Annotated in this window: 16 protein-coding genes; 10 read left to right on the plus strand and 6 right to left on the minus strand. The window is 66.2% G+C overall.

The window, feature by feature from the left end; all coding sequences use genetic code 11:
• Nucleotides 1-105: 105 nt before the first annotated feature.
• Nucleotides 106-852 (plus strand): sulfite exporter TauE/SafE family protein, encoded by a 747-nt coding sequence (locus V0R59_RS18150; RefSeq protein WP_330075844.1) that lies wholly within the window; start codon nucleotides 106-108, stop codon nucleotides 850-852.
• Nucleotides 853-856: 4 nt separating this feature from the next.
• Here V0R59_RS18150 and V0R59_RS18155 read toward each other — a convergent pair whose 3' ends face one another.
• The 4 genes from V0R59_RS18155 to V0R59_RS18170 are packed head-to-tail and all read right to left on the minus strand — an operon-like array spanning nucleotide 857 to nucleotide 3,999.
• Nucleotides 857-1,162 (minus strand): antibiotic biosynthesis monooxygenase family protein, encoded by a 306-nt coding sequence (locus V0R59_RS18155; RefSeq protein WP_330075845.1) that lies wholly within the window; start codon nucleotides 1,160-1,162, stop codon nucleotides 857-859.
• Nucleotides 1,163-1,205: 43 nt separating this feature from the next.
• The gene (locus tag V0R59_RS18160) at nucleotides 1,206-1,907 is read right to left on the minus strand and encodes a helix-turn-helix transcriptional regulator (RefSeq protein ID WP_330075846.1); all 702 of its coding nucleotides are present in this window, start codon (nucleotides 1,905-1,907) and stop codon (nucleotides 1,206-1,208) included.
• 2 nt (nucleotides 1,908-1,909) lie between these two features.
• Nucleotides 1,910-2,782, minus strand: coding sequence for a TIGR03915 family putative DNA repair protein (locus tag V0R59_RS18165; protein ID WP_330075847.1), 873 nt, complete (start codon nucleotides 2,780-2,782; stop codon nucleotides 1,910-1,912).
• Entirely contained in the window at nucleotides 2,779-3,999 is a 1,221-nt protein-coding gene (locus V0R59_RS18170; RefSeq protein ID WP_330075848.1) for a putative DNA modification/repair radical SAM protein, read from the minus strand. The genes V0R59_RS18165 and V0R59_RS18170 overlap by 4 nt, the downstream gene beginning before the upstream one ends.
• A 230-nt stretch (nucleotides 4,000-4,229) precedes the next feature.
• Here V0R59_RS18170 and V0R59_RS18175 point away from each other — a divergent pair, with 230 nt between their 5' ends.
• Complete coding sequence (locus V0R59_RS18175; RefSeq protein ID WP_330075849.1) at nucleotides 4,230-5,237, plus strand: MsnO8 family LLM class oxidoreductase; 1,008 nt, start codon at nucleotides 4,230-4,232, stop codon at nucleotides 5,235-5,237.
• A gap of 26 nt (nucleotides 5,238-5,263) precedes the next feature.
• On the opposite strand, the gene V0R59_RS18180 is transcribed toward V0R59_RS18175, so the two are convergent.
• Together V0R59_RS18180 and V0R59_RS18185 are read right to left on the minus strand one after the other, a co-directional pair.
• Nucleotides 5,264-6,451 (minus strand): NnrS family protein, encoded by a 1,188-nt coding sequence (locus V0R59_RS18180; RefSeq protein ID WP_330075850.1) that lies wholly within the window; start codon nucleotides 6,449-6,451, stop codon nucleotides 5,264-5,266.
• A 19-nt stretch (nucleotides 6,452-6,470) separates the two neighbouring features.
• Nucleotides 6,471-6,914, minus strand: coding sequence for a CopD family copper resistance protein (locus V0R59_RS18185; protein WP_330075851.1), 444 nt, complete (start codon nucleotides 6,912-6,914; stop codon nucleotides 6,471-6,473).
• A gap of 133 nt (nucleotides 6,915-7,047) precedes the next feature.
• Between V0R59_RS18185 and V0R59_RS18190 the strand changes: the two genes are divergently transcribed.
• The 8 genes from V0R59_RS18190 (at nucleotide 7,048) to V0R59_RS18225 (ending at nucleotide 15,889) form a co-directional block, all read left to right on the plus strand.
• A complete protein-coding gene (locus V0R59_RS18190) occupies nucleotides 7,048-7,659 on the plus strand; it encodes an NAD(P)H-binding protein (RefSeq protein ID WP_330075852.1) in 612 nt (203 codons plus the stop codon).
• 5 nt (nucleotides 7,660-7,664) lie between these two features.
• Nucleotides 7,665-8,027: a hypothetical protein gene (locus V0R59_RS18195; RefSeq protein ID WP_330075853.1), complete on the plus strand. Its 363-nt coding sequence runs from the start codon at nucleotides 7,665-7,667 to the stop codon at nucleotides 8,025-8,027.
• A 90-nt stretch (nucleotides 8,028-8,117) separates the two neighbouring features.
• Nucleotides 8,118-8,630, plus strand: coding sequence for a sigma-70 family RNA polymerase sigma factor (locus tag V0R59_RS18200; protein WP_330075854.1), 513 nt, complete (start codon nucleotides 8,118-8,120; stop codon nucleotides 8,628-8,630).
• Nucleotides 8,627-9,547: a FecR family protein gene (locus V0R59_RS18205; RefSeq protein WP_330075855.1), complete on the plus strand. Its 921-nt coding sequence runs from the start codon at nucleotides 8,627-8,629 to the stop codon at nucleotides 9,545-9,547. Before V0R59_RS18200 ends, V0R59_RS18205 begins: the two co-directional genes overlap by 4 nt.
• Before the next feature lie 78 nt (nucleotides 9,548-9,625).
• The gene (locus tag V0R59_RS18210; RefSeq protein ID WP_330075856.1) at nucleotides 9,626-11,983 is read left to right on the plus strand and encodes a TonB-dependent siderophore receptor; all 2,358 of its coding nucleotides are present in this window, start codon (nucleotides 9,626-9,628) and stop codon (nucleotides 11,981-11,983) included.
• Between the two features lie 212 nt (nucleotides 11,984-12,195).
• Complete coding sequence (locus tag V0R59_RS18215; RefSeq protein WP_330075857.1) at nucleotides 12,196-13,293, plus strand: carboxynorspermidine decarboxylase; 1,098 nt, start codon at nucleotides 12,196-12,198, stop codon at nucleotides 13,291-13,293.
• Between the two features lie 28 nt (nucleotides 13,294-13,321).
• Nucleotides 13,322-14,557: a saccharopine dehydrogenase family protein gene (locus tag V0R59_RS18220; protein WP_330075858.1), complete on the plus strand. Its 1,236-nt coding sequence runs from the start codon at nucleotides 13,322-13,324 to the stop codon at nucleotides 14,555-14,557.
• Between the two features lie 171 nt (nucleotides 14,558-14,728).
• Nucleotides 14,729-15,889, plus strand: a complete 1,161-nt coding sequence (locus tag V0R59_RS18225; protein WP_330075859.1) for a GGDEF domain-containing protein — start codon at nucleotides 14,729-14,731, stop codon at nucleotides 15,887-15,889.
• The last annotated feature ends 353 nt before the right edge of the window (nucleotides 15,890-16,242 follow it).

Consider the following 16,242-nt stretch of genomic DNA (forward strand, 5'->3'; position numbering starts at 1 on the left):
GACGGTTATATCAACCTGCCCCAATGGCATTTCCCTCGATGTCCGGAGTCGATCCATACTTGCCCCCAAACTTTCGGATTATCAAGACCATACAAGGAGCGTAGGGTGGATTCGATCTATCTGGTGGTGGCACTGGGGGCGGTGGTTGCAGGATTCGTCCAGGGGCTGTCGGGGTTCGCCTTCGGCCTGGTGGCCATGTCGTTCTGGGCCTGGGTGCTGGACCCGAAGGTCGCGGCGACGCTGGCCGTGTTCGGTGCCCTGCTCGGCCAGCTGGTGGCAGCGATCTCGGTACGGCGCGGCTTCGATATCCGCCAGTTGGCCCCCTTCGTCATCGGCGGCCTGCTCGGCATTCCCCTCGGCGTGGCCCTGCTGCCACGGCTGGACATGGACTGGTTCAAGACCATCCTCGGTACCCTGCTGGTGCTGTGGTGCCCGCTGATGCTGATGGCCAGGCGCTTGCCGGTGATCACCTCCGGCGGTCGCTGGGCCAATGGTGGCGTCGGTCTCGCCGGCGGCATCATGGGCGGCCTCGGCGGCTTCACCGGCACCCTGCCGACCCTGTGGTGCACCCTGCGCGGCTATGACCGTGATCGCCAGCGCTCGATCATCCAGAACTTCAACCTGTCGATGCTGCTGGTCACCATGGCCACCTACCTCGGCTCCGGCCTCGTCACCCGTGACATGTGGCCGATGTTCGCCATCGTCGCACCGGCCATGCTGATCCCGACGTTCCTCGGTACGCGGTTGTACCTCGGCATCAGCGATCTGCGTTTTCGCCAGGTGGTGCTCGGCCTGTTGACCGCCTCCGGGATCGCCCTGCTTTGTTCATCGCTGCCGAACCTGTTGCGCTGACGCCTCAGTCGCTCCGCTCCGGCGCGAAGTGCTCCATGAAGGTCAGGTGTTCGATGGCTGCGGCGTACGGACCGAAACGCGGGTCGCCCTCGCTGAAAGCCCTGGCCACGGCGGCAGCGGATTCGAGGTTTTCCCACAGGGCGAGGTCGACGAAGGTGCGCTGGTCGTTCAGCGGCGAGTAGCCGCGGTATTCGATCAGCCCGGGGAACGCTTTCAGCGCCTCGCGCAGGCCGTCACGCAATTGCGGCATCTGCGCCACGTATTCCGGCTTGACGGTGAACAGGGCGAGTTCGAGGACAGGGTTGTGCATGGTCTGGGTCTTCCGTGGTTGAGAGAGACCCAGTATCGGCAGGTCATCCTGACAGCGTGCTGTCAGTACGCCAGTTGCTCGATTGATGACGCATGTAGGTACGCAGGGCGATCTGCGGGCTTTCCTGCCAGGGCTCTTCGCTGGTGAGGATCGAGGCGATGCGGTCGACGCGAAAATCGCGGTAGGCCGCGCGGCTGTTGCACCAGCTGCCCACCGTCCATTTGCCGCCCCAGTAGAACAGGCCGATGGGCTGGATCAGGCGCCGCGAAACCGCACCGTCGAGGCTGGTGTAGGTGATCTGCAGCACGCGCTTGTGCTCGATGGCCTGGCGCAGGGCGCTGAGGTGGCCGCGGGTACTGGCGTTGATGCTGCCCAGGGCGCGGACCGGGCTCTGCTGCGGGTCCACCGCCTGCTCCGGCGAACTGGCCGAGACCTTGCTCAGCAAGGTCCGCGCGGCGCCGGCCAACTGGTTGTCGGCACTTCCGGCGAGCATTTCCATGCCCAGCATCAGCGCATCCACCTCGATGCGGCTCAGGCGCAGCGGCGGCATCTCGAAGCCGGCGTCGAGGGCATAGCCGACGCCAGTGGTGCCATAGACCGGGACACCGCTGAGGGACAGGTCGTCGATGTAGCGGTAGATCGAGCGCACCGAAACGCCGATGCGCTCGGCCAGGCGCTCGGCGGTGATCGGCTGGTGCACGCGGATCAGGTTGACCAGCTGGAACAGACGGTCGGCTTTGTGCATGGCTAACTCCTGGAAACCGGGCCGCTTCGCGGTCCGTCACTGTTGAAACTGCTTCTGATCCGCTTGCCGCCCTGCCCCGCCACCTCCTGCGCCTGCCCGTCGCGCTGCTTGCCCTGCCTGGCCAGCCCCACCAGCCGGGGAATCAGCGGCCCTTCCGGCAGGTGCCGCCAGAAGCGTCCGGGCATGTGCAGGCGCAAGGCATCGGGATTGACCCGGGCCGGGTTGAAGGTGTGCCGGTAATAGGTCAGCCACAGGTCGGCATCGGGGTCGTCGGCCTGCTCCGCCCATTGCCGCCACTCCCCGGGGCAGCGGCGGCGGTAGTCGAACCCTTCGCCGTCGTAGCGGATGCCATCCCGCGGGGTCGCGATCAGCCAGCGTTGCCGCCCCAGGCGCTCGGCAAAATGGCCGCTGGCGCTTTCGAGGATGTCATGGGCCGGCTCGTGAAAAGCCACCAGGTCCAGCTGCAGGCGCCCGGCCAGCGCCGGCGGCAAGGGTACGAAGCGCACGAAAGCGTGCAGGTGGTGGGCCTCGCGGGTGACCTGCTTGATCCGCCGTTGCAGCTCGCTGCCCAGGCGATCGCCGGCGAGCATCGCGGTACGGTCGCCATGGGCCACGCGCCAGAGCACCTCGTAGAGCAGGTTCCAGCGCTGCTCGCCGCGATAGCGAGCCGCCAGTTGCAATTGCGCGAGCAGTTCGGCCGGCACCCGCGCCCTGAACGGCCCCGGCCCCGCCGGCAAGGCGTCGGGAACGGCCAGCAGGTCCTGGATCGGGCCCTGCCCCCAGTTCACCTCGGCAGGATCGATGCCATGGCCAAGCAGCGTCCGCGCCTGGTCGCGCCAGGTGGTGAAGTCGTCGTCGCAGTCGAGGGCTATCATCCCCACAACCCCATCTGCACCGGCGCCTGCGGCTCACGCAGGCGCGCGCGCAGCAGGCCGCTGCGCATCTCTGCCAAGGGCGGGCGATAGTCGCTGGTGACGATGAACGGCCGCGCCTTGTCCAGTACGCAGCGCAACTGAATCAGGTCGTCATAGCGCACCCGCCGCTCGCGGCGCAGCGCCACCAGGCGTTGCACGCTGCGCAGGCCGATACCGGGGATGCGTGCCAGCAACGCCGGTTCGGCGCGATTGACATCCACCGGGAACACCTCGCGGTTGGACAGGGCCCAGGCCAGCTTGGGGTCGATGTCCAGGGCCAGGTTGCTCGCCTCGCCGAGCAGCTCGCCGGCCTTGTAGCCATAGCCGCGCATGAGGAAATCGGCCTGGTACAGGCGGTGCTCGCGCAGCAGCGGTGGAGCGGCCAGGGGCACGCTGTCCGGGCTGTCGGGAATCGGGCTGAAGGCCGAGTAGTACACGCGCTTGAGGCCATAGCCCTGGTACAGCGATTCGGCATTGCCGAGGATGATGCGGTCGTCGGAGGTGTCGGCACCGACGATCATCTGCGTGCTCTGCCCGGCCGGGGTGAAGCGCGGCGCCCGCACCTCGCCGGCCACCGCCTGCTGGCCGCGCTGGATGGTGCCCATGGCCTGGCGGATGGTGCCCGCCTGTTTTTCCGGGGCCAGGCGCTTGAGGCTGGCGTCGCTGGGCAGCTCGACATTGACGCTGAGACGATCGGCCAGGCGCCCGGCTTCCTCGATCAGCAGCGGGTCGGCGTCGGGGATGGTCTTGAGGTGGATGTAGCCGCGGAAATCGTGTTCCTCGCGCAGCAGCCGCGCCACCCGCACCAGTTGCTCCATGGTGTAGTCCGCCGAACGGATGATCCCGGAACTGAGGAACAGCCCGCTGATGCAGTTGCGCCGGTAGAAGTCCAGGGTCAGGCGCACCACTTCCTCGGGGCTGAAGCGCGCCCGCGGCACGTTGCTGGAGCGGCGGTTGACGCAGTACTGGCAGTCGTACAGGCAGAAGTTGGTGAGCAGTACCTTGAGCAGCGAGACGCAGCGGCCGTCCGGGGTGTAGCTGTGGCAGATGCCCATGCCGTTGGTCGCGCCAAGCCCGTCGCGCCCCTTCGAGCTGCGCTTGGGGGCGCCACTGCTGGCGCACGAGGCGTCGTACTTGGCGGCATCGGCAAGGATGCCGAGCTTGGCGATGAGTTGCATGGGGAGGCTTTCCCGAATACTGGATTTCCATACAGTATTTCGAGATTGGTCGGGATGCAAGGTCCTTCACCGGCGACAGATGACGAACGGCAACCAGGCCATGGCTCCTCGTCGCCAGATCGACAGCCATCGCTTTACCGCCAGGCAATTAGTTAACATCGACACAATTAATCGCGCGCGTCTCGATCGACCGACCCGCGCTCTTCACTCGCCTCGGAATGGAAAAAGCAGTGTCGCTGAAATTGACCGTGATCGACCAAACCCCTATCCATGCACACCGCACCGCTGCTACCGCAGTCGGCGCCTCGGTGGAGCTGGCCATTGAGTGTGACCGTTGGGGCTATCACCGCTACTGGGTCGCGGAGCATCACGACAGCATCCAGTTCGCGGGGGCTGCACCGGAGATCCTGCTCACCCGCATCGCCAGCGCGACCACGCGGATGAGAGTCGGCAGCGGCGGCGTGATGCTGACCCACTACAGTCCCTACAAGGTGGCCGAGACCTTTGCGCTGATCGGCGGGCTATTCCCTGGCCGCATCGACCTGGGGATCGGGCGAGCCCCCGGCGGCGGCCACTTGAGTTCGGTTGCGCTTGCCGCCCCCGGGCGTGTCCTGGAGCACGATCATTTCCCTCGACAGGCGGCGGACCTGTGCGCCTTTCTGCGCGGTGATTTTCCAGCAGGCCACGCCTACGCGGCACTCGCCTGCGCCGTCGAGCCTGCCACCCTGCCGTCGCTGTGGATGCTCGGTTCCGGCGGAGGCAGCTCGACCCTGGCCGGGCAGCTCGGCATGGGGCTGGCATTGGCCAGGTTCATCGCGCCGAAGGCCTGTTCCCCGGCGATCTTCCAGCACCACGCCGACACGTACCGACGGTCCGGCATCACGACTGCGCCACCTCGCCTGGTGGCGCTGGCCGTGATCTGTGCCGCCTCGGATGAAGAAGCGCGATTCATCGCCGGCACGGCGGTCTACAGAAAGTTGATGGCAGGCGTCACGCCCAGGGAGCCCTTGCTCGATCCTGAGGAGGTGCAACGTCGCTACGCGCTCATGTCCCCGCAGCAACGGCTGGCGTTCGACGACACCCTCAGCGACATGGTGGTGGGCGCGCCCGAAACCTGCCGCCGGCAGATCCAGCGGATCGCCAGCGAGTTCGGCTGCGAAGAAGTCGGCATCGTGACGGTCACCTACCGATTGGAGGACAGGCTGCGCAGCTACGAATTGCTCGGCAACGCGTGCTGACTCCGCACTGCCGAAGTACCGATGCCCTAGCCGGGATGCCCATCGAGCCGCGCCCGCACCAGCATCGGCCCGTAGCCGCGCACGAACAGGCCGAAGGCCAGGGCCCAGCACAGCGCCGCCATGCCCAGGCCGGCATGGGTGTGCGTCGGCACCAGCAACACCCGGCTGAGCCCGGCGAGGTTGAGCAGGACAAAGGCCAGGGTCATGCCCTTGGGCGGCTGCAGCGGCCGCCCGGTATGCCCGAGGCTGACCCGGGCGATCATGGCCAGGATCAGTCCGGCCATGGCCCCCACCGTCAGGCAGTGCAGCGCCAGGCTCGGGTTGAGCGCCATGCCGAAATGCCACAGCGCCATGCCTGCGCAGGCCAGCACCAGCCAGGCATAGGCCAGGTGCAGCGACCACAGCAGTGGGACCTGCCACTGCCCGCGGTCATGCCAACGCGCCAGGCGGATGCCATGACCGATCGCCAGCAGCGCGAACAGCGTGCCGATGAACAGGTTGGCCAGCAGTCCCGGGCCCGTCGCGTACAACAGCGCCACCAACGCCGAACCGCCCAGCAGCAGCCAGTCCAGCCACGCCCACGGTTGCACCGCCGTCGCCCGCCCGAGCCCGCGCTGGGTGAAGAACGGAATCACCCGTCCGCCGATCAGTCCCATCATCGCCGCCACCAGCCACAGGCCGCCGAGCACGCCCTGGCGCTGCCAGCCGTCGTTGCCTGCCACCAGGCCGGCCATGGCGATGCCATCCACCAGGGTGAGCAGCAGCAACAGCGCCACCAGCGGGTAGTTGCGCTGCTGGCGGACCTTCCACAAGGCGCGCCCCATGAGGCCCGCCAGCAGCAATGGGAAACCCAGTTCCAGCGGCACCAGCAGCGGCCAGGGCGCCGCCGCGAGCCAGGCCAGGCGCCCGGCCAGCCAGAGCAGGGCCAGGGCCGCCAGGGGCCTGCCGCTCAGGCCGGGCTGGCCGGTCCAGGTCTGCACTGCTGTCAGCAGGAAGCCGGCGACGATCGCCAGACCGAAGCCGAACAGCAGTTCATGCCGGTGCCAGGCCAGCCAGCCGCCGGCGGGGCTCCAGTCCAGCTTGCCGCCAAGGGCCACCAGCCACAGTGGCACCGCCAGCAGCGCCAGCAGGCTGCCACCGAGGAAGAACGGACGAAACGCCAGGCGCCACAGAGGGGCGATAGCCAAGGCGGACTTGCGGTCGATCACTTGCATGGCGGGCTCTCCTGCACCGTCACCAGCTGAGATAGAACATGCCCTTGGCCAGCAGCACGATCAGCACCAGATGAGTAAAGACACTGGCGTGGATGAAGCGCACCGCCCGCGCGGTCATTCGGCCGCTGCGGAACAAGCGCAGCGCGGTGGCGAAATGCCCGAGCACGCTGCACGCGACGAGGATCTTCAGGCCCAGCAGCAGGCCGAACGGCGAATCGAGCGGCGTCGACAACTGCGGCACATAACGCTCGCGCACCATGCCCACGCCCGCCCCGAACAGCACCAGCAGCACCCACGGCATCAGCCGTCGGGCACGCTGGCCGATGGCGTGCTCCAGCATCATCATCAGGCGGTCTGGCAGTTGCTGGCGGATGCCGCCGATGAACAGGACTTCGAAGAACACCGTGCCGATGAAGACGATGGCGGCGAACAGGTGCAGGGTCAGCAGGACAGGATAGATCATGGCGGGGCCTCATTGTGCGCGGCAGACTAGCGCGTCCGCGCACGGCCGGGCTTGACGCTCGTCAAGCCGGTGGAACTCCGCGGGACAGGCCGGCTTCGAAATCCATATCGGCCCGCTCTCGCCAGGAGGCTCCATGCACAATCTTGAAACGCCGCGCCTGAAGCTGGGCGTGTTCAACCCCCGGGACAGCTTCGGCCAGGCCCTGATCGCCGCCGCGCTGCACCGCCAGCATGAGGTCAGCGCCCTGCTCGACGACCTCAACGGCATCACCGCCCGCCCCGGCCTGCGCTGCAAGCTGGGCAGCCTGGACTCGGTGGAAACCGTGAAGCGCGCCATCGCCGGCCTCGACGTGGTCTTCGCCTGCCTGGGCGAAGAGCTGGAGGAAGACCTGCCGCCGCAATGCGGCAACCTGCTCGACGGCGCCCTGGGCCTGGGCAGCGCCGGCGTGCCGCGGCTGTTCCTGATCGGGCATTGGCAGTGGCTGCTGGATTCCGACGACAGCGATGATGAGGCCCTGGGTGCCGGACTGCGTCGCAGCCTGGATGTCAGCGGCCTGGACTGGACCCTGGTGGAGATGCCGGCGCTGACCCCGGGATTGCGCATCGATGATTTCAGCGGCGCGGCCACGGCCATTGCTGCCGACGCGCGCCACGCCCTGGACTGCGCCGAAGCCCTGCTCGACGAAGTGCGCCTGGGCCTGCACCGTCGGCAATGCCTGCGCTTGCGCGGCAGCGACGGGAGGTAAGCGCCATGTCCGGACCCGACGCCCTCGGGCAGACCTTCGGCACGCTGTTGCTGGCCATGGCTTTCAGCGCGTTCATCCTCTTCGTGCGCGGCTATCGGCCCGCCGGCGTCAGCGGCCGCTGGTACGACCTGGTGCTGGGCTTCATCGCCGTGTGGCTGGCGCTGTGGCCGGAAGTCGCGCACTTCTTCGAGGAGCAGTCGCTGGTCAGCGGACTCGGCCTGTTGCTGCAGATGATCGCCACGGCGGCAGGCTGCATCCTCGGGGCGCTGGTAGCCAAGACCTTGCGCCTGTTGCTGCTGGAACGCCGGCGTCCGCGCCCCCTGGGAGGCAAGGCTTCCCCTCGCCAGGACGGGCCGCGACGCTTCTGATAGTGATTCCCATTTGCGCAAAACAACCGGGATCATTATCCTCCCGACACCCGCCAGAGCCCTGGCGGGCTGCAAGGACTGTCGGGCGGCATGAACTGGAATCGAATCGACCTGCGCTGGGCCTATACCGACCTGCTGCTGAGCCTCGGGCGTCGCACGGGGTGCATGCACCTGGCCTATGACGTGCTGCACGACGCGTTCATCCGTTATCTGGTGGCCGACCGCCAGACCCGCATCGAACAACCCAACGCCTACCTGCGCCGCGTGGCGCAGACCGTGCTGATCGACCATTTCCGCCAGAGCGGGCGCTTCTGCTCCCTGGAAAGCAGCGAGGGCCTGGCGGCCGTCAATGAAGCGCAGCAGGAGCACTTCGCCCCCTCTGCCGAACACCTGGCCGACATGCAGCAGCGCCTGGACGCCTTGCAGCGGGTGATCAACTGCTTGCCGCCGCGCTGTCGCGAGGTGTTCTGGCTGGCCCGCATCGAAGGCCACCGCCAGCCGGAGATCGCCCGCCTGCTGGGAATCAGCCTGAGCGCGGTGGAGCGCCACCTGATCCGCGCCCTCCTCGACCTGCGTGCCGCGCGGGAGCAACTGGTGCCATGAGTTCGATACGCGAACAGGCCGCCGCCTGGTTCACCCGCACACTGCACCAGCCTGCCGATCACCCGGACCAGCAAAAGCTGCGCGAGTGGCTCGCGGCCGATCCGCGTCATGCTGCGGAGTACCAGGCGTTCCGCGAGCTGTGGGGCGACTTCTCGTCCACCGCCAGCACCCGCGCCCTGGCCGGCGCAATGGAGCAACGCCAGGGCCGCCGGGCCTTCATGCGCCGTGGCGCGCTAGGCCTGTTCGGCCTGCTCGCCATCGGCCTGGGCTGGCGTCTGTTCGGCTCGGCGCGCTTCGAGCAGGACTATGTCACCGCCATCGGCGAGCGCCGCCGCGAGCGCCTGCCCGATGGCAGCGAACTGTACCTGGGCGCCGATACCCGCCTGCGCGTGCTGTTCGACAAGGGTCGGCGCCAGGTCTGGCTGCTGCAGGGCGAGGCGATCTTCGATGTCGCCCATAACACCGCGCGAGTGTTCGCGGTGGACGCCGGGCTGGCCCGGGTGACCGTGCTCGGCACCCGTTTCGTCGTGGCCCGGGATGCGCGGGAACTGCGGGTCAGCGTCGAGCGCGGCCGCGTGCGCATGGACAACAAACGCGGGGCACTGCTGCTCGGCGCCGGCCAGGTCGCCAGCAACGACGCCGACAGCGCCCCGCACCTGCTGCCGATCGACGCCGGCAATGCGTTCGCCTTCGAGCGCGGTCGCCTGGTCCTGCAACAGGCCGGCCTCGACGAGATCGCCAGCAGCCTCTCGCGCTACCGGCGCCAGGCGGTGCGGGTCGAAGCCGGCAAGGGCCAGCCACGAATCGACGCCGTGGTGCAGCTGGACGCTATCGAGGGCTTCCTCCAGGCCCTGCCGAGCATTGCACCGATCGCCGTCAGCGAGCGTGACGGCGTCACCTGGCTGCGCGCCCGCTGAAAAAAACTTCATTCGCGGCATCAGGGATTGTCCCCGGCGCCCCGTCAGGGGGTATCGACACCTGAAACGAGACCTCCCATGCAGCACCCTTCCCTGAAACACCTGGCCCTGGCCATCGCCTTGGGCATCAGCAGCCAGGCCTGGGCTTCCCCCATGGATATCGACCTGCCACGCCAGCCGCTGGCGACGTCCCTGCGCCAGCTGGCGGAGTCGGCCCAGCTGACCCTGGCGGTGGACAACAGCATCGTGCCCGACCGCCTGGCACCGGCGGTGCATGGCCAGATGGAGCCGCTCAGCGCCCTGTCGCAACTGTTGCAGGGCAGCGGGCTGACCTTCCGCCAGCAAGGCGCCACCCTGGTGATCCTGCGCCTCGACGACAGCGCGCTGGAACTGGGGGCAACCTCGGTGAACGGCACGGCGCTGGGCGAGACCAGCGAGGGCACCGGGGCCTGGACCACCGGGGCGATGCGCACCGCCACCAAGCTGCGCATGTCGATGCGCGAGACGCCGCAGTCGGTCTCGGTGATCACCCGCCAGCGCATGGACGACCAGAACCTGCAGAACCTCGACGATGTGGCGCGTACCACCACCGGCATCAGCTACACCAAGATCGGCACCGATCGCTCGACCTATTACGCCCGTGGTTTCGAGATCAACGACCTGCAGTTCGACGGGATTCCCAGCAACATCTCCGAAAGCTATTCGATGGACGTCATGTCCACCGCCAACATGGCCCTGTACGACCGGGTCGAAGTGGTCCGGGGTGCCAACGGCCTGATGCAGGGCACCGGCAACCCGTCGGCGGCGATCAACCTGGTGCGCAAGCGCCCCACCGCCGACTTCCGCCTGGGGGCCGAGCTAGGCGCCGGTTCCTGGGACAACTACCGCGGCCAGGTGGACATTTCCGGGCCGCTGGATGACCAGGGCCGCGTCCGCGGTCGCGCCGTGGCCTACTACAACAGTGCCGACAGCTACCGCGACGGCGCCGGCAAGGACAACCAGTTGCTGTACCTGATCGGCGAAATGGACCTTACCGAGCGCACCACCTGGAGCCTCGGCCTGACCCTGCAGCAGGACAACAACGACGGCTACGACTGGGGCGGCCTCAACACCCGTGCCGATGGCTCGTTCTATCCGCTGTCGCGCTCGACCTCGCTGGCGGGCGACTGGGCTTACCTGGACCGCACCAACCAGGTGCTGTTCAGCGACCTGAAACACCATTTCGACAACGGCTGGGACCTGACCCTGGCGCTGAACAGCGTGTGGTCGAGCGCGGAATTCCTCTCGTCCTACCCGTCCCGCACCACCGGCGACAACTATCGGCTGGTGGTCTCCCACGCCGACTACAAGGACCGCCAACTGGGCCTCGACCTGTACGCCAGCGGCCCGTTCAAGCTGTTCGGACGCGAGCACCAGCTGATGCTCGGGGCCAACGCGCGCAAGGACGACTTCGATGTCGGCACGCGCACCGCCAGCAATACCCCGACCATCGACATCAACGACTTCGACTACAGCGCCATCCCGGCCCCGCTGCTGAACGCCACGCGCACCGACTACAACTATGTGCGCCGCGAGCGGGGCCTGTACGGGGCAACGCGGTTGAGCCTGAGCGACGACCTGAGCCTGATCCTCGGCACGCGCCTGAGCTGGTCCGACTACCAGGTGCCCACCGACCGCTACCGCGAGAACGGCCGCGTGGTGCCCTACGCCGGCCTGGTCTACGACCTCGACAGCCATCACAGCCTCTATGCCAGCTACACCGAGATCTACAAGACCCAGAGCAGCTACGCCCCGGGCAACAGCCTGCTGGAGCCGGTGGACGGGGAAAACTACGAGACCGGCATCAAGGGCGAGTACTTCGACGGCGCCCTGAACGCCTCCCTGGCGCTGTTCCAGACCGACCTGCGGCATATGCCCGAGGCGATCGCCGGGGTACGCAACTGCGGAGTGACGGCCAGCAGCACCTGCTACCAGGAGGGTGGCAAGGTGCGCAACCGCGGTTTCGAAGTGGAGGTGTCCGGCGAGCCGCTGGACGGCTGGAACCTCAGTGCCGGCTACACCTACAGCGACCCCGAGTATGTAGCGGGCAACAACAAGGGCAACGACTACTACACGCGCATCCCGCGGCGCCTGCTGAAAGTCTCCAGCGACTACCGCCTGCCTGGGGTACTCGACCGCTGGCGGGTCGGTGGCGATGTCTTCGCCCAGAGCCGCACGTCCACCAGCGCCAGCACCTACGACATCCGCCAGAGCGGCTACGCCCTGCTCAACCTGCATGCCAACGTGCAGCTCAACCGCCAGCTGAGCCTGCAGTACAACCTCAACAACGCGCTGGACAAGAAGTACTACCAGTCGCTGCCGACCTCGAACAACTGGGGCGGCCTCTACTATGGCGACCCGCGTAACCTTGCCGTCACCTTGCGCTATCAGTATTGAGCCTCGCCATCCCGGGGCCTGCCGATCAGCCTGACGGTCGGCTCCGGCCCTCGCACTTCGCGTAACATCTTGCAACCCGTTGCCGGCCAGTCACATGCATTGCAGCTGGCTGGCCCATTGACATTGCAAAATCCGCATCCCGGACTTTCGATATGTATCGAGTACGGGCACAATGCGCCTCTTTTTTTGGCTGGCCTACCCGGAGCCTCGAAGTGATCAAGACCCCGTACTACCTCATCGACAAGCAAAAGCTGCTGGGCAACATGGAAAAGATCGCCTACGTGCGTGAAAAGTCCGGTGCCAAGGCCCTGCTGGCACTCAAGTGCTTCGCCACCTGGTCGGTGTTCGACCTGATGCAGCAGTACATGGACGGCACCACCTCGTCGTCGCTCTACGAGCTCAAGCTCGGTCGCCAGAAATTCGAAGGCGAAACCCACGCCTACAGCGTGGCCTGGGCCGACGACGAGATCGAGGAGATGCTCGACAACTGCGACAAGATCATCTTCAACTCCATCGGCCAGCTGCAGCGCTTCGCCGAAGCGTCCGAAGGCAAGGTCCGCGGCCTGCGCGTCAACCCGCAGGTGAGCAGCTCCGACTACCTGCTGGCCGACCCGGCGCGTCCGTTCAGCCGTCTCGGCGAGTGGGACCCGGTCAAGGTCGAAGGCGTGATCGAGCAGATCTCCGGCTTCATGTTCCACAACAACTGCGAGAACGGCGACTTCGGCCTGTTCGACAAGATGCTCGGCACCATCGAGGAACGCTTCGGCCACCTGCTGCACAAGGTCGAATGGGTCAGCCTCGGCGGCGGCATCCACTTCACCGGCGAAGGCTATGCCCTGGATGCCTTCTGCGCGCGCCTGAAGGCGTTCTCCGAGAAATACGGCGTGCAGGTCTACCTGGAGCCGGGCGAAGCGGCGATCACCAACAGCGCCTCGCTGGAAGTCACCGTCCTCGACACCCTGTTCAACGGCAAGCACCTTGCCGTGGTCGACAGCTCGATCGAAGCGCACATGCTCGACCTGCTGATCTACCGCCTCAATGCCAAGATGGCCCCCAACGACGGCGAGCACACCTACATGGTCTGCGGCAAGTCGTGCCTGGCCGGCGACATCTTCGGCGAGTACCAATTCGATCGTCCGCTGGCCATCGGCGATCGGCTGTCGTTCGTTGACGCGGCTGGCTACACCATGGTCAAGAAAAACTGGTTCAACGGCCTGAAAATGCCGTCCATCGTAGTGAAACAACTCGACGGTAGCGTCGAGCTGGTTCGTGAGTTCGGTTTCGAAGATTACCTGTCCAGCCTGTCCTGAGCTGGCAGATAAGGGAGAGAGAGATAAATTGAAGAAGAACGTTCTTATCATTGGTGCAGGAGGTGTCGCCAAGGTGGTGGCCCACAAGTGCGCGCAGCACAACGACGAGCTTGGTCGTATTGCTATTGCGTCACGGAACATCTCCAAATGCCAGGCCATCATCGACAGCGTCAAGGCCAAGGGTAGCCTCAAGGTACCCGCCGACATCCAGGCCTTCTCGCTCAATGCCCTCGATGTCGAGGCGACCAAGGCGCTGATCCGCGAGACCGAATCGCAGATCGTGATCAACGTCGGTTCCGCCTTCCTCAACATGTCGGTGCTGCGTGCCTGCATCGATACCGGTGTCGCCTACCTGGACACCGCGATCCACGAAGAACCGGGCAAGATCTGCGAAACCCCGCCCTGGTATGGCAACTACGAGTGGAAACACCTCGAAGAGTGCCAGCAGAAGAACATCACGGCCATTCTCGGTGTCGGTTTCGACCCGGGTGTGGTCAACGCCTACGCGGCGTTGGCGAAACAGCAGTACTTCGACCGCATCGACTCGATCGACATTCTCGACGTCAATGCCGGCTCCCACGGCAAGTACTTCGCCACCAACTTCGATCCGGAAATCAACTTCCGTGAATTCACCGGACAGGTGTGGAGCTGGCAGGACAGCCAGTGGACCAGCAACACCATGTTCGAAGTGAAGCGTACCGACGACCTGCCGGTGGTCGGCTCGCAGAACCTCTACCTCACCGGCCACGATGAAGTGCACTCGCTGTCGAAGAACCTCGACGTGCCCAACGTGCGCTTCTGGATGAGCTTCGGCGAGCACTACATCAACGTGTTCACCGTGCTGAAGAACCTTGGCCTGCTCTCCGAGCAACCGGTGAAGACTGCCGAAGGCCTGGAAGTGGTGCCGCTCAAAGTGGTCAAGGCCGTGCTGCCGGATCCAGCCTCGCTGGCCCCGGGCTACACCGGCAAGACCTGCATCGGCGACCTGGTCAAGGGCACCAAGGACGGCCAGCCGCGCGAAGTCTTCATCTACAACGTGGCCGACCACGAGGAAGCCTACGCCGAGACCGACAGCCAGGGCATCTCCTACACCGCTGGCGTGCCGCCGGTGGCCGCGGCCCTGCTGGTGGCCCGTGGCCAGTGGGATGTGCAGCGCATGGTCAACGTCGAGGAACTGCCGGCCGAGCCGTTCCTGCACGCCCTGGACGTTATGGGCCTGCCGACCCGGGTCAAGGACGAGAATGGCGATCGCCCCTGGGCTTGATCGACAGCCTGTCGCTTGAACGAACGAGGGGTGCCGCATGGCACCCCTCGTTCGTTTCAGGCCCTGCGACATCAGGGATGGGTGACAAGCGCCAGGGGAGGCTCCGAAAAAACGTTTCAACAGCTTACAATCCCGCCCACCTCGTCGTTAACAAGAAAGGCTCGTCAGTACATGACGCTCGATCCACCTACCATGCTGATGCTCACCTGCGTCCTCGCCGCCGCCGCCGCGCTGTACCTGGCGATCGAGTGGGGCAGCGTGCGCGAGTCCTCCCTGCTCTACTGGAGCGCCGGTTTCGCCACCATCACCGTGGGCTGCATCCTCTCGCTGATGCGCAGCAACGGCTACCTGCTGGTGGGCATCTGGTTCGCCAACGGCCTGCTGATCTTCGCCCACTGGTTATTCCTGCGCGGCGTGGCGCACTTCACCGAAGTCCGGCTGTCACGCTTGTGGTACCTGGTCCCGGCCATCTGGCTGGGCATGCTGGCCTTGCCGGAAAACCCGGCCTGGTCGAAACAGATGATGTCCATCCAGTCGGCCCTGGTCGGCCTGCTGGCCCTGCGCGCCAGCCTGCTGCTGCGGCCCCATGGCAAATCGCTGAGCGTCGGTGCGGTGCAGTTGCGCTACGTGCTGCTGCTGCACGGCGCGTTCTACTGCGTGAAGGCCAGCCTGGCGCTGGTGCCGGGCACCCTGCTCGACCTCGCCTCGTTCCGTGGCGAGATCATCCAGATTTCCCTGGTTGAAGGCGCCATGGCGATCATGCTGATCGCCCTTTCGATGACCGGCAGCGAGCGCTACCGCCGTGAAAAGCGCATCGCCCGCCTTGCCGCCCGCGACCCGCTGACCGCCCTGTACAACCGCCGCGCCCTGGAAGTCCGCGCGCCGCGCCTGCTGGAGAGCGTCTCGGTGCAACAGCCGGGTGCCCTGCTGCTGATCGACATCGACAACTTCAAGCTGGTCAACGACCTCTACGGGCACCCGGCCGGGGACCGTCTGCTGGTCAACCTCAGCGACATGATCCTCGCGCAGATCCCCGCAGACGCGCTCGCCGCACGCCTGGGCGGCGACGAGTTCGTGATCCTGCTGGGCAATGCCTCCAGCGAACAGATCGTCGCCCTCGGCAGCGCCCTGCGCGAACAGTTCCAGCACGAAGCCACGGCGGCCTTCGACACTCCGGAGCTGGTGACCCTGAGTATCGGCGCCAACCTCTTCGAATACCCGCCGGCGAGTCTGGCGGCGCTGATCGAACAGAGCGATGCCGCATTGTACGAGTCCAAGCGCGGCGGGCGGGACAGCATCAGGCTGGTGGACCGGACGCTGAGCCGGACTTGAGTCGATGAGGCTTACCAGCCTCATCATCTCGAAGGATGGTCGACGCGTGCAGGAGCTGCGTCAGCTGCGAAGGACCGCGCAGCGGTCCCGGATCCTGCCTATCCAATGAGCCTGGAGAACGCGGCAGACTGGGCACCGTGAATCCAGGATGCGGCTTGGCCAGAGGCTCGTGCGGGATGGTTCCGGGACCGCTGCGCGCACCTTCGCAGCTAACGCAGCTCCTACCTGGACTGCGCCGCATGGGTGGTTTGGGTAAACCGGACGATGTGTAGATACCCTTGCTCATCGCGGAGCGATTGTCTCGTCTCCGCTCCGCTTGGCTTTGGCTTTGGCTTTGGCTTTGGCTTTGGCTT

This window comes from Pseudomonas ulcerans, from assembly GCF_036324125.1.
Lineage (GTDB): Bacteria > Pseudomonadota > Gammaproteobacteria > Pseudomonadales > Pseudomonadaceae > Aquipseudomonas > Aquipseudomonas ulcerans.

Excerpts from the sequence above, each read along its gene's own strand:
- V0R59_RS18155 (WP_330075845.1), bottom strand. The coding sequence starts at position 1,162 with ATGCACAACCCTGTCCTCGAACTCGCCCTGTTCACCGTCAAGCCGGAA.
- V0R59_RS18160 (WP_330075846.1), bottom strand. The coding sequence starts at position 1,907 with ATGCACAAAGCCGACCGTCTGTTCCAGCTGGTCAACCTGATCCGCGTG.
- V0R59_RS18165 (WP_330075847.1), bottom strand. The coding sequence starts at position 2,782 with ATGATAGCCCTCGACTGCGACGACGACTTCACCACCTGGCGCGACCAG.
- V0R59_RS18170 (WP_330075848.1), bottom strand. The coding sequence starts at position 3,999 with ATGCAACTCATCGCCAAGCTCGGCATCCTTGCCGATGCCGCCAAGTAC.
- V0R59_RS18180 (WP_330075850.1), bottom strand. The coding sequence starts at position 6,451 with ATGCAAGTGATCGACCGCAAGTCCGCCTTGGCTATCGCCCCTCTGTGG.
- V0R59_RS18185 (WP_330075851.1), bottom strand. The coding sequence starts at position 6,914 with ATGATCTATCCTGTCCTGCTGACCCTGCACCTGTTCGCCGCCATCGTC.
- V0R59_RS18190 (WP_330075852.1), top strand. The coding sequence starts at position 7,048 with ATGCACAATCTTGAAACGCCGCGCCTGAAGCTGGGCGTGTTCAACCCC.
- V0R59_RS18195 (WP_330075853.1), top strand. The coding sequence starts at position 7,665 with ATGTCCGGACCCGACGCCCTCGGGCAGACCTTCGGCACGCTGTTGCTG.
- V0R59_RS18200 (WP_330075854.1), top strand. The coding sequence starts at position 8,118 with ATGAACTGGAATCGAATCGACCTGCGCTGGGCCTATACCGACCTGCTG.
- V0R59_RS18205 (WP_330075855.1), top strand. The coding sequence starts at position 8,627 with ATGAGTTCGATACGCGAACAGGCCGCCGCCTGGTTCACCCGCACACTG.
- V0R59_RS18210 (WP_330075856.1), top strand. The coding sequence starts at position 9,626 with ATGCAGCACCCTTCCCTGAAACACCTGGCCCTGGCCATCGCCTTGGGC.
- V0R59_RS18225 (WP_330075859.1), top strand. The coding sequence starts at position 14,729 with ATGACGCTCGATCCACCTACCATGCTGATGCTCACCTGCGTCCTCGCC.